The organism is Amycolatopsis sp. NBC_00345 (assembly GCF_036116635.1).
Classification (GTDB): domain Bacteria; phylum Actinomycetota; class Actinomycetes; order Mycobacteriales; family Pseudonocardiaceae; genus Amycolatopsis.
In genome coordinates, this window is sequence record NZ_CP107995.1 from 3,742,558 (window position 1) to 3,757,032 (window position 14,475).

The window sequence follows — 14,475 nt, forward strand, 5'->3', positions numbered from 1 at the left end:
TGACCTCTCGATGTGTTCCCGGGCTGTGAGCTCTTCGACAGAACGAGGTGCCTGCGGTGTGCTGGAGTCACGAACGGCTACTGAGATGACGGACCGCCGAGTCCCGCGATTAGGGCGCTGCGTGACCCTGCCTGGACCCGTGACCTGCGTGAATATTGAAGGAGGCGTGACGGTTTGACACTGTTCTGCGGCATCGACTGGGCTGAGTCCCACCATGATGTCGCGATCATCGACGACACCGGAACCGTCGTGGCGAAGGCCCGGATCGGTGACGACGCGGCCGGGTTCGCCCGGCTGCTGGACCTGCTGGTCGGGGCCGGTGACACCGCCGAGGCGCCGGTCCCTGTGGGCATTGAGACCGATCACGGTCTGCTCGTCTCCGCGCTGCGCGTCACCGGCCGCACGATCTATGCGATCAACCCGCTCTCGGCATCGCGTTACCGGGCCCGGTACCAGGTTTCCGGGGCGAAGTCCGACGCCGCGGACGCGGTGCTGCTGGCCAACATCGTGCGCACCGACGCGGCCGCGCACCGCCCGTTGCCGGTCGACACCGACCTCGCCCAGGCGGTGCGGGTGCTGGCGCGGGCCCAGCAGGACGCGGTCTGGGGCCGCCAGCAGCTGGGCAACCAGCTTCGCTCGCTGCTCAAGGAGTTCTACCCGGCCGCGCTCGACGCGTTCGCCGGGCTGCCCGAGGGCGGCCTGGCCCGACGCGACGCCCGCACCGTCCTCGCCGCGGCACCCACACCCGCGCTCGCAGCGAAGCTGACCCGAGCACGTCTGCGGACCCTGCTGGCGAAGGCCGGGCGCCGCCGCAACGTCGACCATGACGTTGATCGGCTCTATGGGATCTTCCGGTCGGAGCGGTTGCGGCAGCCACCGATGGTGGAGAACGCGATGGGCATCCAGTTCTCGGCTCTGCTGAGCCAATTCGAGGCCGCCTGCGCTGCCGCTGACAGCCTCGCGGAGGCGACCCGGACACATTTTGAGCAGCACCCGGATGCCAGGATCATCACCAGCTTCCCCGGCCTGGGGCTGCTGGCCGGCGCCCGGGTGCTCGCCGAAATCGGAGACGACCGCGCCCGCTTCACCGACCCGCGTGGGCTGAAGGCCTACGCCGGCTCGGCGCCGATCACTCGTGCCAGCGGCCGAAAAACCGTGGTCTCGCACCGGCACATCAAAAACCGGCGCTTGGCCGCGGTCGGCCCGATCTGGGCGCTGAGCTCGCTCAAAGCCAGCCCCGGCGCGCGTCGCCACTTCGACGCCCGCCGCGCCGCCGGCGACTGGAACCACCAAGCCCAACGCCACCTGTTCAACAAATTCCTCGGCCAGCTTCACCACTGCCTGCAGACAGACTGCCGCTACGACGAACATCAAGCCTTTCCACCTCCACTCACTGCCGCAGCTTGACTTCCAACAACCTGAGATGTCTTTCCGGGTCCGGGACAGCTCGAGCTCAGACGGCCGTGCCGCCGATCAGGACGAACGCGACGAGACACGGCTCGTCGGAACGGTTGGACCACAGATGGCGGGTGCCACGCTGGATCAGCACGTCCCCCGCGGTCAGCTCCCGCTCGTCGGCGTCCAGCACCGACCAGATCGCCCCGCGCAGCACGAGCGCGTAGTCGAGGGACGCGGTGCTGTGGACCATGCGGGAGCGCACGCCCGTGCCGTCGTCCCACACCCGGTCCGGCGGGAACTCCACGATCCGGAACACCGATCCCGACGGCGGCGGCGAGATCTCGACGGGCCCGCCGAGACCGTCGTCGACGGCCCCGGCGTTTTCGACGGGAACCTTGTCGTGGCGCCAGAAGTCGGTCATCGCGAACGTCGGGGTGTCGGCGATGACTTGCACGTGCGCACAGGTCTCGTCCGATACGACGGTCGGGCGGCCCTCGTCGTCGAGACCGGTGACGAGACGGCGGAAACGCTGCACCGAGGGCGCGACCGCGATCGGCCGCCCGGACAGCGGGATGTTCTCGGGCATGGTGCTCCTGGGGGTGGCTAGGGCAGCAGGGACAGGCCGCCGTCGACGACGACGGTCTGCCCGGTCACGTAGGTCGCGCGGATCAGGCCGAGCACGAGCTCGGCCACCTCTTCGGGCAGCCCGGTGCGCCGCAACGGGGCCTTGTCGGAGATCTGGCCGCGGAACGCGGTCCAGTCCTCGGTCCAGCGGGTCTCGATGAAGCCCGGGGCCACCGCGTTGACCCGGATCTCCGGGCCCAGCGCGCCGCCGAGGAGCTTGCACATGTGGTGCACCGCGGCTTTGCTGACGGCGTAAGGGATGCTGCTGCCGCCGACGTCGACGCCGGCGAGGGCGCCGACCACCACGATCGTGCCGTTCGGGCTCTTGCGCAGCAGCGGTTCGGCGGCCTGCACGAAATGCCACGGCCCGAGCACGTTGAGCTTGAGGATGCCGTCCCAGACGTCGTCGGTGACGGCGTGGATGTCGGGGTGCGCGATCCGCGCGGTCTTCCCCGCCGCGTAGACCACCGTGTCCAGGCGGCCGTGCTCGGCGCCGACCCGGGCCACCACCTCGGCGGCCGCCCCCGGCTCGCTCAGATCGGCCCGCAGGAACCAGCTGCCGTCGAGCTCCGCGGCTACCGACTCGCCCTCGTCGACGCTCTTCGAGCTGACGACGACGACCCGGTAGCCCTCCTGGTCCAGCCGCCGGGCGACCGCCGCCCCGATCCCGGTGGAACCACCGGCCACGATGGCGACCGGCCGGTCCTCGTGTTCCGTTGCCATGACTCACCTTTTCCTCCCGCGGCACTGCGGGTCCGGGGCTCTCAGCCGCTCAGCGAATCCTGGACGGCGGCGTGCGCGGCCAGGTAGCCGAAGGTGATGATCGGGCCGAAGGTCATGCCCCCGGAGATATAACCCTGGCCGGTGGGCGCCGCGCTGGCGTTGCCCACCGCGTACAGCCCCGGCACCGGCTGCTCGTCGGCGCCGAGTACCTGGCCCGCGGTGTTCACGCGCGGCCCGCCCTTGGTGTCGAGGGTGCCGGGCGCGAGGATCGTCGCGTAGTAGGGACCCTGGTCCGACAACGGGAACATGAGCCCGTTCGGGCTGTGGTTGTCGTCGGCCACCGGCCCGTGGAAGGTGATCTCGATCGGCGTCTCGCCGCGCCGGAAGTCCTCGTCGACGCCGCTGCGCGCGAACCCGTTGAACCGCTCGACCGTGCCGCGCAGCGACGCGGCGAAGTCCGCCGAAAGGCGCGTGTTGCGGGCTCCGGCGCCGAGCTTGACCAGCCGTTCGTCGAGCGCCGCCGCGAGCTCTTCGAGCGTTTCCCCCGACACGACGTGCGACGCGTCCGAGGTGGAGTCCGGGATGAACGCGCCGAGGAACCCGCCGGGAAAGCGGTCCGCCGCACGCTGGTCCCACACCGGGAACATGAGGAAGTTCGGATGCTCCGCGTCATGCGGATTCCACGACAGCATCTGGATCGTGCGGTCCTGGTACGGCGCCTTCTCGTTCACCGCGCGCCGCCCGGCCGAGTTGACGATGAGCAGGCTGTCGCCGGGGACGGCGAACACGCCCATCATGGTCGGGTCGCGGTGGAGCATCTTCTCGAGGACGAGCGGCGCCAGGTACGCGGCGTCCATGTGCACGAGCGGGATCCCCAGGCGCTGCGCGATCCGGTGGAAGTCACCCTCGTTGCTCAACGCCGCGCAGCCGCCGACGACCCGGCCGCCCAGGTAGTAGCGGCGCATCTCCTCGTTGTGGGTGAAGCCGCCCGAGCAGAAGACGACCGCCTTGCGGCCCCGCGCGGCGATCTCCCCGTCCGGGGTCTCCACGCGCACCCCGACGACCCGGCCGGTCTCGTCGACGATCACGCCGGCGACGCGGTGGTCGACGTGCACCGGGATCTGCCGCTGGGCCACGAGTCCCGCCAGCGCGGCGATGAACGATTCGCCGTCGCCGCGCGTGCCGTCCGGGTTGTGCGGGAACAACTCCCGGCCCCGCGGCGCGGTGATCTCGGGCAGGTGCATGTGGTAGTCGGGGAATTCGGCGTCCTGCTCCAGCTCGGCGCCCAGCGCCTCCAGCGCGCGGAACGCGGTGTCGGCGTTGTCGTAGAGCGCGTCGAAGAGTTCGAACTCCCAGCGGGCCAGGCCGAGGTACTGATCGCCGGGGTCGAACAGCAACGGCCGCGCCATCCGGGCGAGGTACGCCAGCGCGTCCTCTTTGCGGTCGGTGGTCCCGGCCTCCTGCATGAACCGGTTGTTCGGCACCCACATCCCGGCGACGGCCTTGCGGGCCGTGCCGCCCACCCGTTCCGCCTTCTCCAGCACGACAACGCTCGCGCCCAGTTCATGCGCGTGCAACGCCGTGGTGAACCCGGCGAGCGCACCACCGGCCACGACGATGTCCACGTCGATGTCCCAGTGCACACCGGCTGCCGGCTCAGGCGCCCGGACCTCGGGATTGCCCATGACGATCGCTCCTTACTCTTCGTTGAGGAAGTTGACGACGCTGCGGTTGTAGGTTTCCCGTTGCTCCCACTGGGGCCAGTGCCCGGCCTCGGTGATCAGCTCGAACCGGCCGCCGGTGATCTTCGCGGCCATGTCCAGCCCGGCGCCCGCCGGGCCCGACGGGTCGTCGCTGGTCCAGATGACGAGCGCGGGCCCGGGCACGGCGGACAGGTCGGCGTCGGTGATCATGTTGCGCCGGCGCACTTCCGGGTCCTGCAGGCAGAGGATGTGGCGCATCGACCCGGCGAATCCGGGCCGGGAGTAGATGGCCCGGCGGATGGCGACGAGCTCGTCGGTGACCACGGCGGGGTCGGCCATGAGCCATTCGAGCCGGGCCCGGATCCGTTCCTCCGACGGGTCGTCGGCGGCCGCCTGCGAAAGGCCGCGGATCTTGTCCATCACCTCGGGCCGGGCCATCGTGCCGCCCGGGGTGTTGAGCACCATCTTCCCGACCCGCTCGGGATGCGCGGCGGCGAACTTCACCGCCACCCACCCGCCGAGGGACTCGCCGTTGAGGTGCGCCTTGGCCACGCCGAACGCGTCGAGCAGCCCGGCCAGGTGCTCGACGTAGGTGCCGAGCTCCAGGTCGGCCGTGGCGTGGGTGGTGTAGCCGTGGCCGGGATAGTCGTAGGCCAGCACCCGGAAGTGCTCGGCGAAAGCCGCGATGTTGTGGGCGTAGGCCTCCAGATGCCCTCCGGTGCCGGGCATGAGCACCAGTGTCTCGCCCTCGCCGGCCTCGAACACGCGGGTGCGCCACGGGCCGACGTCGACGTAGTGCACGCGGTGTTCGAGCGCGCCCAGCGCCACCCACACCGGCGGGTCCTCGGTCCGGGCGGCCGTGGCCCGCGCTGTCGTTTCGGTCATGGAAAACTCCGCGTGTCGGTGAGCGTCGGCTACCAGGGTGCGTTCAGGAGCCATTCGTGCTGGGCGTCGGCGAGGGCGGACTCCCAGTGCGCGGCGGGCAGGTCGAGAAACGCCCCCTGCGCGTAGAGCAGCGGATCCCCCGCGTGCGTGGCCAGCGCCCGGACCCGGCCGACGACGATCGCGTGGTCGCCCCCGTCCAGGACGGCGTGCGGATCGCACTGGATCTGCGCGATGGCGCCGTCGATCAGCGGGATGCCGTGGCGGCCGGGCCTGGTGCGCAGACCGGCGAACCGGTCCGCACCGCGCCCGGCGAAGCGCACGGCGAGCTCGCGCTGATCCGTGCGCAACACGTTGACGACGTAGCCGGGGGCGGTGGTGAGGTGCTCGTGCATCGCGCGCCCCCGGTCGATGCAGGCCAGGACCAGCGGCGGGTCCAGCGACAGCGAGGAGAACGCGCTGACGGTGCAGCCGGCGGGCCGCCCCTCGCCGGTCACGGTGGTGAGCACCGTGACCCCGGTGGCGAACTGGCCCATGGCACGGCGCATCGACCCCGCGTCCGGAGTCCCGTCCACCGCCGCCATGGCCGGACCGGTGCCGGTCATGGCCGGGCCGTGGCGGTCCGGTCACGGGCCTCGGCGACCGCTTGCCGCGGGTCGCCGGCCAGGTCCAGTGCCCGATCGACCATGCGGAAGGCGTCGGTCTTGTCGTAGGCGAGGTAGTTCATCGCGTAGAGCCGGACCGGGTCGCCCGCGTAGTAGCGCTCGTACTGCACCGCGCGCTGGCCGAACCCGTCGCCGCAGAGATCCCAGGCCAGCTTGTACAGCCGGACCCGTTCGGTGGCGTCGAGGCCTTCCGCGCCCTGGAAGTAGCGGGTGATGTCCGCGCCGATCTCGCTCCCGAAATCCTCGGCGGACGGCATCATCAGCAGGCCGCCGGCGCCGAGGGTCTGCAGGACCTCGGCCGCCTTGGGGTACGAGCTCGACAGGTGCATCCGCAAGGTCTGCAGCGGCCCGAACCCACAGCGAAGCGAGTTTCCCGACGACGAGGTTTCGTGGTCGATCTCCGCGGCCCGCACCAGCGCGCGGCAGGTCTCGGTGGCCGCGACGAGCTCACCGAGCTTTTGCTGCACGTGCAGGAATCCGTCGATCTTCACCGACTGGGCGAGCTTCATGGCCACGCCGGTGATGAACTGCATCTTCACGAGCCCGCGCACCCCGGTCTGGTGGGCGGTGTGCTGACGCAGGTTGGTCTCGGCGTAGAGCTTGTTGGCCAGCGCGACATCGCCGTGCAGGAACACCCGGTCCCACGGCACGAGCACGTCGTCGAACACGACCAGCGAGTCGGCCTCTTCGAAATGCGACGACAGCGGGTGGTCGAACCGGTTGCGGGTGCCGTCGTCGAAGGGCTCGCGAGAGATCAGCCGCAATCCCGGCGTCTCGATCGGGACGGCGAACACCGCCGCGTGCCGCTCGTCTCCCGGCCGCAGCCCCGGCAGGCTGTAGATGATCAGCTCGTCGGCCATCGGGGCGAGCGTGGCCAGCATCCGGGCCCCGCGTACCACCAGCCCGTCGGCGGTCTCCTCGACCACGCCCATGTGCAGGAACTGGTCCGCCTGCTCGGCCGAGCTCTTCGACCGGTCGGTCTGCGGCGTGATCAACGCGTGGGTGAGGAACAGGTCGTTGTCGCGCACGTACTCGAAATAGCGCTGAACGTTGCCGGCGAAGCGCGGCCCGAACTCCGCGAACACGCCCGGCTCCTCGGCGAAGGCCATCACGGTGGTGTTGAGGAAGTCGGGCGATCGCCCCATCAAGCCCAGCGTGGCCTCCGACCACAGCCGGAACGCCTCGCGCCGGCCGACCAGGTCCGCATAGGACTTCGGGGCGACGAACGCGGTGCCGACCGGCCCGTGGGGCCCCGGCCGCGTCAGCACGTCCGCATACCGCGGATCGTGCTGCATGTCGTACAGGTGGGCGATCTGCTGGATCGGCGCCCGAAACGCCGGATGCCGCGTCACGTCCTCCACCCGCCGACCGCGCAGCCACACCTCCCGCGGTGTCTTCTGCAACCGCTCCACGTACTGGGCGCCGGACCGGACAGCCATACCGCCTCCCAACTAACATGCTAGCCTGCCAGCTGAACATAGGCCGCTTCGCCGCGGCACGCAAGAGTGCATCCGCCCCGCAAGGACGAAATGGTCCTTTACTTGGCGGGGACACGCAACTAGGGTCATCCAGCACAGCGCCGGGCCGGGGCCGGCCGCCGAGAACCCCCGTCCTGGTGCGGAGTTCCGCTGAATTCTCGGCGCGCCAAGAGCGAAGCCGCACCCCCTCCGACGTCACCGCACATCGCCAGATTGGGAGCACCGGATGGCTGCCAGCGAGTCAGCTCACGACGTGGTGATCGTCGGCGCCGGTCCGGCCGGCACAATGCTGGCGATCGAGCTGGGCCGCCGGGGGGTGGACGTCCGCCTCGTCGAACGGCGCGAAGGCCGGCTGCGGCATCCGCGGGCGAGCGGGATCCACGCCCGGACGATGGAGTACTTCCGCCAGCTCGGCCTCGCCGGGGAGATACGTCGTGCCGGTGGCCTCCCGGTCGAGGACTGGAGCGCCTTCGGTTACTTGACACGGCTGAAGGATCCGGACATCGGGGCGATCGACATGATGGCCGCGAAGGAGCGCATCGCGAGCCTGGACGCGCTGTCGCCGGAATTCCTGGTCTGGTGCGCACAAGACACGTTGGAAGGGGTGCTGCGCAAGCACGCCCTGACCTTCCCGAGTATCTCGGTCACCTACGGGTTGCGGGCGGTCGGCGTCGTCCAGGACGCGACCGGCGCCACCGTGACGGCGGCCGGCGAGAACGGGACCGAGCACCGGGTCAGGGGCCGCTATGTCGTCGGCGCGGACGGCGGACGCAGCACCGTCCGCACCGCGGTCGGCGTCTCCGCCCCCGAGAGCCCGGTGATGAGCCACCAGGTCAATGTGTGCTTCGAAGCCGACCTGCGCCCCTTCCTGCGCGGCCGCCGGTACATCCTGTACTTCATCATCAACCCGGAGACCCAGGGCGCCTTCGTCACCTACGACGGCGACCGCCGCTGGGTCTACAGCTGGGACTACGACCCCGGGCGGCAGAGCCCGGACGACTTCACCCCCGAATACTGCGCCGACGTGATCCGCACCGCGATCGGTTCGTCCGATGTGGACATCCGCGTCGAGGGCACGTTCTTCTGGAAGGTCCAATCGGCGCTGGCGGACAGTTTCCACGAGGGCCGCGTCCTGCTGGTGGGCGATGCCGCCCACCGGTTCCCGCCGACCGGCGGGTTCGGCATGAACAGCAGCCTGCAGGACGCGCAGAACCTCGGCTGGAAGCTCCACGAGGTCCTGCGCGGCGGCGCGGGCGCGGAACTGCTCGGCACCTACGACTCCGAACGCCGGACCACGGCCCGGCGAAACATCGCCACCACACTCGAAACCGCCAGGAAGGCGGCCGAAGTGGGCTGGTTCGCCAACGACCCGGCGCGGCTCGCCGAGATCGAAGGCCCCGGCGGCGCCGCGGTCCGGCAGCGGATAGCCGAGGGGATTCCCGGCCAAGAGCCCCAGTTCTGGTCCTACGGCCAGCAGTTCGGCGTGACCTACGACTCCGCCGCGGTCATCCCGGACGGCTCACCACCGGTCGGCTCGACCGTGGTCGACTACCGTCCGACCGCTCGCCCGGGCGCGCACGCCCCGCACGTGTGGCTCGAGTCCTCCGCGGGAGAGCGACTGTCCACAATCGACCTCCTGCACAGCCGTTTCGTCGTCCTCGCGCCCCCGTCCGGCCAGGCGTGGGTCGACGCCGCCCGGAGCCTCGCCGAAGCCCGCGGCACCGCGATCAGCGCCTTCACCATCGGCGCCGGCGGCGATTTCCGCGATCCGGACGGCAACTGGGCGAAGTGCTACGGCCTCGGCCCGACCGGAGCCGTCATCGTCCGGCCGGACGGGTACGTCGCCTTCCGCGCCGCGGACCTGAGCGCGGAGCAGTCACCGGCCGAGGTGCTGGGCGCCGCGTTCGGCCGCCTGCTCGGAACCGCCGAGCCTGGTCCTGGCGGCGGGGAAGCCGGCCGCTAGCGTCTTGTGACTCTGCTGGTTTGCGGAGATGTTTTGTTCACTCTATTTGGTGACGTTTTTGATGGGTGGCGTCGGTAAAATTACAGAGTGAGCCGTTACGGGGATTCTTCCTTAAATGACGCCGTCGATGTTTTGTCTCGGATTCATGAACGGGCCGTCCGGGTAGCACAGCTGGAGGCTGAGCAGGCTGCCGATGTCGCATTGTTCGCGGCAGCGGGCGGTTCTGTCCGGTCGGTGGCGGCGGAGCTGGCGTTGGAGTTGTCGGTGACAGAACGGCGTGCTGGGGCCGACGTCGCGTTGGCGCAGGCGCTGACGACCCGGTTGCCGGAGACGTTCGCGGCATTCCGGCGTGGGGAGATCGATGCTTTCAAGGCGCGGATGGTATTCGAGCCGACGATAGCTCTTTCTGATGAGATGGCTCGCCAGGTCGATGCGATTGTGGCGACGCGGTTGGCGGGGAAGAATCCGTCGTCGTTGCGGGCCGCCGTGAATCGGGTAGTGCAGAAAGTGGACGCCGAAGGATATGAGCGAAGATCCCGCGCGCGACGGCGCGACCGCAACGTCTGCCTGATTCACCAGGACGAGACAATGTCCACCTTGCTGTGTGATCTGCCCGTGGAACAAGCCTCGGCGATCTACACCTCCCTCGACCACCAAGCACGGAAGCTCCGTCGCGGAGACGAGACCCGGACACTGGATCAACTGCGTGCGGATGTCCTGGTTGATCGGCTGCTGAACCGGGCGCCCGGTGACAGCGGCATCAAGCCCGTTGTCTACCTGTATGTGGACCTTCTGACGCTGGCCGGGTTGAACGAGGAGCCCGCCGAGTTGTCGGGTTGTGGCACTGTCCCGGCGTGGCTGACGCGGGAGCTTGCGGCGGACTCGAATTCGGTGTGGCGGCGGATCATCACCGAACCCGACACCGGGCAGGTCCGCAGTGTCGGCCGCACCCGCTACCGACCACCCGTCGCCCTCGCCGACCTCGTCCAGGTGCGGGACCGGGTGTGCCAGCACCCGGGATGTCATCGCCCGTCACAGTACAGCGACATCGACCACACCCGCGACTTCGCGAGAGGCGGCCACACCGCCGAAGACAACCTCGGCCCACGCTGCCGACGACACCACCGCCTCAAAGACGAACCAGGCTGGTCCATCACCTCAACGCCCGGTGGCGAGGGCACGATCACCACACCGACAGGACGGGTATACGCGACAACACCACCACCACTGCACGAAAACCGAGTCAAAGACACCACAGACGGGGTCGGACGTGAGGCAGCCGCCTGACCCCGGCAAATAGCGAGGAATCTCAGAGCTGGGGCGGCGTCGCGTGATTCCGCCTTCTTTACCTGCTTGCTCCGCCTCCGGCTCGGCCCACAGCTTCCCCAAGAGGTTTGGGTCTGCCCAGGTTTCGGTTGGCGCTGGGGTTTTGGTGTTCTCAGGCCTCGTAGTCGCCGCACGCGCCGACCCTGCCGAGAGCGCGAGAGAACAGCCAGCCATCAGGCACCACCGCGAGGCCCAGTAGAGGCCCGGATCACCAGATGAGTAGGCAGCACCGTACCAACCCGCTCGCTTCTGCCGCCGCGGCCGAGTACGTCCTGCAGCAGCGACACCGCGAGGCGGCCGGCGTGCTCGATGGGTGCGTTCACCGTGGTGAGCGGGGGGTCGCAGAAGTCGGCGCCCAGGATGTCGTCGCAGCCGACCACGCTGATCTCGGCCGGGACGCGGACGCCGCGTTCGCGGAAGCGGGTGGTCATCCCGATGGCGATGAGGTCGTTGAACGCGATGCAGGCCGACGCCTTGTTGTTGAGCGCGGCGTCCGCGGCGGCCGCGCCCGAGGCCATGGTGGGCGCGAACGGCGTCGAGCACTCGGCCGTCGCCCCGAGCCGGGCGGCGGTGGCCTTCATCGCCCGCCAGCGCCGGACGTTGGTCCACGAGGAGGTCGGCCCGGAGACGTAGAACAGGCGGTAGTGGCCCAGCGACACCAGGTGCTCGACCGCCTGCGAGACGCCGCCCGGCGTGTCGAGCAGGACGTGCGGCACGCGCCGGGGCGCCCGGTTGATCGTCACGAGCGGGTGCTCCGCGGCGAACGCGGTCAGCTCCCGGTCCTGCAGGCGCGAAGCGGAGATCACGATCCCGTCACTCAGGGTGGCGGCCTTGGCCAGCGCGGCCCGCTCGATCTCGGCGTCCTCCTCGGTGTCCATCAGCAGCTGGGTGAGCCCGGCGGCCCGCAGCTGCCGCTGGGCGCCGCGGATGAGGCCGAAGTAGAACGGGTTCGTCACGTCGGCGACGATCACCGCCACCGAACCGCGATAGGCCTGGCTTCCGCCCGACCGGGCCGCATAACCGAGGCGGCGGGCGATCTCCGCGATCCGCCGCCGGGTCTCCGGGTTGACCCGCTCCGGGGTCGCCAGCGCCCGGGAGACGGTCGACATCGCGACCCCCGCCTCCTCGGCCACGTCACGAATGGTGACCCTCCGGGACATCGGCCGGGCTGAATCCTTTTCGGACATGACCTCAGCGAAGCACGCGTGGCAAATACCTGGCAAATATTGCCGCTTGTTTGCCATGAAAGGTACCGTCCGCCGCATCGGGCTCCCCCGGCCCGCTCAAGGAGGAGTGATGAGTCGTCGCCGCGCCGCAGGCCTGGTCCCGCTCGTGCTCGCCGCCGTTCTCGGCGCGACCACCGCGTGCGGACCCGCGGGGCCGGAGGTGCCGGCGCTCCAGGTGATCGCCAGCGTCAACGGCAGCTACCCGGTCCAGCAGAAGCAGTGGTTCGCCGGCATCGCGGCCAAGTTCAAGCAGCGCACCGGCGCGAACCTGGAATTCGACACGTTCTCGTCCACCGGCGACGTGCTGACCAGGATGCAGACCTCGGTCATCTCGAACCAGGGCCCGGACGTGTTCGAGCTGGGCACCACCTTCACCCCGACCGCCTTCTCGACCGGCGCGTTCACCACGCTGACCGACGAGGACTGGGCGAAGGTCGGCGGGAAGCAGCGGTTCCGCCCGGAGACGCTCGGGCTGTCCGGCCCGCCGGGGCGCGAGATCGCCGTCCCGGAGACGAGCCTGCCCTACGTCCTGGTGTACAACAAAGACCTCCTCGCCAAGGCCGGGATCAGCCGGCCCGCGGACTCCTGGGACGGCCTGCTCGCCCAGGCGAAACAGCTCACCCGCGACGGCGCGTACGGCCTGTCCGTCGCGTACGGCGACACCGGCGACACGTGGAAGCTCGTCCGCAATCTCACCGTGCAGCTCGGAAACCCCTTGGTGCAGGGGAAAACCGTGACCCTGGACGACCCGCGCACGCTGGCCGCGTACCGGACGCTGTACTCCTGGCGAAGCGCCGGCGTGGTGGACCCGGCCGCGGCCGGCTGGAACAACAGCCAGGCGCTGGCCGAGTTCGCCGCCGGGAAGTCGGCGATGATGCTGGGCACCAGCGGCCTTTCGCAGCACACCCTCGATTCCTCGGCGGTCGCCGGGAAGTACGCCTACGCGACCATGCCCACGATCCCGCCCGGGCACACCACCGTGCCGCCCGGCGGGCGCCCGGCCACCAGCATCCTCTCGGGCAACAACCTCGTGGTGGCCGACTACTCCCGGCAACCCGGCCTCGCGTTCGCCTACATCGACCTGGTCACGAGCGAGGCGGAGCAGGAACACCTCTTCGACGTCTTCGGCACCCTGCCCGCCAACGCGGCGGCCACCGCGAAGGTGACCGCGGGCAAGCCCGCCCTGAAGCCCATCCTGGACTCCGGGCGGGGCTCGGCCGGCACCCCGTTCACCGGCGCCTGGGGCGATGTCCAGCTCCAGCTCAGCAACGTCACCGTGCAGCTGATCCCCCAGCTCGCCCGCGGCTGCGTCTCCGACACCCAGATCACCGAGCAGCTACGGGCCGCGCAGAAGACCGCGTCCGACGCCGTCGCGCGCGCCCGCTAGCCCTCGAGGGAGAAAACCCATGACCCAGACCGCATCGCCACCGGTGCGCGACCGCGCCGGGCCGCCACCGCCACCGCCCCGGCGCCGTCCGCTCGACCGCCGCGACCGTCCCTTGTGGATGCTCATCCCCGGCGCGGTCCTCACCGCGCTTGTCGTGCTCGTGCCGCTGGTCCTCGTCGTCTACATGTCACTGACCGACCTGGACCAGTACACACTGCGGCACTGGACCGAGGCGCCGTTCCTCGGCCTCTCGAACTACGCCGAGGCGCTCGTCCAGTCCCCGCTGCTGTCTTCGGTCGGCGCGATGTGGCGGACGATCTTCAAGCCGGACGGGGTGGCGAACGGGCTGCTCGCCCACCTCGGGCCGGCCGGCCCGCTCTGGCTCAACGGCCCGACCAGCTACTGGGTGCTGGTGGCGGTCGAGGCGTGGAGCGCCTGGCCGTTCGTCTACCTGCTCACCCTCGCCGCGCTCCAGTCGGTCACGAAGGAGGTGCACGAGGCCGCGGCGATCGACGGCGCCCGCTGGTGGGCCAAGCTGACCAAGGTGATCCTCCCGCAGATCGCGGGGCCGGTCGCGCTGTCGATGGTGATCTCGTTCCTGCACTCGGTGAACAACTTCTCGGTCCCGTACGTGCTGTTCAGCCTGCCCGCCCCGGCCAGCGTGCAGGTGCTGCCGCTGCTCACCTACACGCAGAGCTTCCAGAGCTTCCGCTTCGGGCTGAGTGCGGCCACGGCCGTCGCGTCGCTGATCATCGTCGCCATCCCGTTGCTGGTCTACCTGCGGGCGCTGCGGCTCGACGTCGGTGAGAAAGAAGGTGCGCGATGACCCGGCGGTTCCGGTCCGCGACGGTCCAGCAGGTGCTGCCCCGGCCGTTGCACGCGGCCGCCGTGGTGGTGCTCCTGCTGATCGTGCTCGTGCCCCTGGTCTACATTCTGCTGGCCTCGCTGAACTCCGACCTCGCCGGCGGGCTGAAGAACAGCCTGCTGATCTCCGGCTCGGTCGCCGTGGTGAGCGCGTTCGTTTCGGTGATGACCGCGTACGTGCTGGTGCGCTTCAAGTTCCTCGACCGCGCTGCGGATACCGATCATCGGCACGCCGT

13 protein-coding genes are annotated in these 14,475 nt (G+C 70.0%); 5 read left to right on the forward strand and 8 right to left on the reverse strand.

The window, feature by feature from the left end:
• Positions 1-174 precede the first annotated feature (174 nt).
• Positions 175-1,407 (forward strand): IS110 family transposase, encoded by a 1,233-nt coding sequence (locus OG943_RS16460; RefSeq protein ID WP_328606123.1) that lies wholly within the window; start codon positions 175-177, stop codon positions 1,405-1,407.
• A gap of 46 nt (positions 1,408-1,453) precedes the next feature.
• Here the strand turns inward: OG943_RS16460 and OG943_RS16465 are convergent, their stop codons facing one another.
• The 6 genes from OG943_RS16465 to hpaB are packed head-to-tail and all read right to left on the reverse strand — an operon-like array spanning position 1,454 to position 7,434.
• Positions 1,454-1,984, reverse strand: coding sequence for a cupin domain-containing protein (locus OG943_RS16465; RefSeq protein ID WP_328610643.1), 531 nt, complete (start codon positions 1,982-1,984; stop codon positions 1,454-1,456).
• Between the two features lie 17 nt (positions 1,985-2,001).
• Complete coding sequence (locus OG943_RS16470; protein ID WP_328610644.1) at positions 2,002-2,745, reverse strand: SDR family NAD(P)-dependent oxidoreductase; 744 nt, start codon at positions 2,743-2,745, stop codon at positions 2,002-2,004.
• A gap of 41 nt (positions 2,746-2,786) precedes the next feature.
• Entirely contained in the window at positions 2,787-4,430 is a 1,644-nt protein-coding gene (locus OG943_RS16475) for an FAD-dependent oxidoreductase (protein ID WP_328610645.1), read from the reverse strand.
• Between the two features lie 12 nt (positions 4,431-4,442).
• Positions 4,443-5,333: an alpha/beta fold hydrolase gene (locus tag OG943_RS16480; protein ID WP_328610646.1), complete on the reverse strand. Its 891-nt coding sequence runs from the start codon at positions 5,331-5,333 to the stop codon at positions 4,443-4,445.
• Positions 5,334-5,362: 29 nt separating this feature from the next.
• Complete coding sequence (locus OG943_RS16485) at positions 5,363-5,935, reverse strand: flavin reductase family protein (protein ID WP_328610647.1); 573 nt, start codon at positions 5,933-5,935, stop codon at positions 5,363-5,365.
• Complete coding sequence (hpaB, locus tag OG943_RS16490; RefSeq protein WP_328610648.1) at positions 5,932-7,434, reverse strand: 4-hydroxyphenylacetate 3-monooxygenase, oxygenase component; 1,503 nt, start codon at positions 7,432-7,434, stop codon at positions 5,932-5,934. Before hpaB ends, OG943_RS16485 begins: the two co-directional genes overlap by 4 nt.
• A gap of 265 nt (positions 7,435-7,699) precedes the next feature.
• On the opposite strand from hpaB, the gene OG943_RS16495 reads away from it, so the two are divergent.
• Entirely contained in the window at positions 7,700-9,436 is a 1,737-nt protein-coding gene (locus OG943_RS16495; protein WP_328610649.1) for an FAD-dependent monooxygenase, read from the forward strand.
• A gap of 87 nt (positions 9,437-9,523) precedes the next feature.
• The gene (locus tag OG943_RS16500; RefSeq protein ID WP_328610650.1) at positions 9,524-10,723 is read left to right on the forward strand and encodes an HNH endonuclease signature motif containing protein; all 1,200 of its coding nucleotides are present in this window, start codon (positions 9,524-9,526) and stop codon (positions 10,721-10,723) included.
• Between the two features lie 212 nt (positions 10,724-10,935).
• Here the strand turns inward: OG943_RS16500 and OG943_RS16505 are convergent, their stop codons facing one another.
• Complete coding sequence (locus tag OG943_RS16505; protein WP_328610651.1) at positions 10,936-11,895, reverse strand: LacI family DNA-binding transcriptional regulator; 960 nt, start codon at positions 11,893-11,895, stop codon at positions 10,936-10,938.
• Positions 11,896-12,058: 163 nt separating this feature from the next.
• Here OG943_RS16505 and OG943_RS16510 point away from each other — a divergent pair, with 163 nt between their 5' ends.
• On the forward strand, positions 12,059-13,375 hold the full coding sequence (locus OG943_RS16510; RefSeq protein ID WP_328610652.1) for an ABC transporter substrate-binding protein: 1,317 nt from the start codon (positions 12,059-12,061) through the stop codon (positions 13,373-13,375).
• Positions 13,376-13,394: 19 nt separating this feature from the next.
• Entirely contained in the window at positions 13,395-14,201 is an 807-nt protein-coding gene (locus tag OG943_RS16515) for a carbohydrate ABC transporter permease (RefSeq protein WP_328610653.1), read from the forward strand.
• Positions 14,202-14,301: 100 nt separating this feature from the next.
• Here the strand turns inward: OG943_RS16515 and OG943_RS16520 are convergent, their stop codons facing one another.
• The gene (locus tag OG943_RS16520; RefSeq protein WP_328610654.1) at positions 14,302-14,433 is read right to left on the reverse strand and encodes a hypothetical protein; all 132 of its coding nucleotides are present in this window, start codon (positions 14,431-14,433) and stop codon (positions 14,302-14,304) included.
• Positions 14,434-14,475 lie beyond the last annotated feature (42 nt).

Bases quoted from the DNA above. Each gene is read 5' to 3' on its own strand.
- OG943_RS16465 (WP_328610643.1), bottom strand. From the start codon at position 1,984: ATGCCCGAGAACATCCCGCTGTCCGGGCGGCCGATCGCGGTCGCGCCC.
- OG943_RS16470 (WP_328610644.1), bottom strand. From the start codon at position 2,745: ATGGCAACGGAACACGAGGACCGGCCGGTCGCCATCGTGGCCGGTGGT.
- OG943_RS16475 (WP_328610645.1), bottom strand. From the start codon at position 4,430: ATGGGCAATCCCGAGGTCCGGGCGCCTGAGCCGGCAGCCGGTGTGCAC.
- OG943_RS16480 (WP_328610646.1), bottom strand. From the start codon at position 5,333: ATGACCGAAACGACAGCGCGGGCCACGGCCGCCCGGACCGAGGACCCG.
- OG943_RS16485 (WP_328610647.1), bottom strand. From the start codon at position 5,935: ATGACCGGCACCGGTCCGGCCATGGCGGCGGTGGACGGGACTCCGGAC.
- hpaB (WP_328610648.1), bottom strand. From the start codon at position 7,434: ATGGCTGTCCGGTCCGGCGCCCAGTACGTGGAGCGGTTGCAGAAGACA.
- OG943_RS16495 (WP_328610649.1), top strand. From the start codon at position 7,700: ATGGCTGCCAGCGAGTCAGCTCACGACGTGGTGATCGTCGGCGCCGGT.
- OG943_RS16510 (WP_328610652.1), top strand. From the start codon at position 12,059: ATGAGTCGTCGCCGCGCCGCAGGCCTGGTCCCGCTCGTGCTCGCCGCC.
- OG943_RS16515 (WP_328610653.1), top strand. From the start codon at position 13,395: ATGACCCAGACCGCATCGCCACCGGTGCGCGACCGCGCCGGGCCGCCA.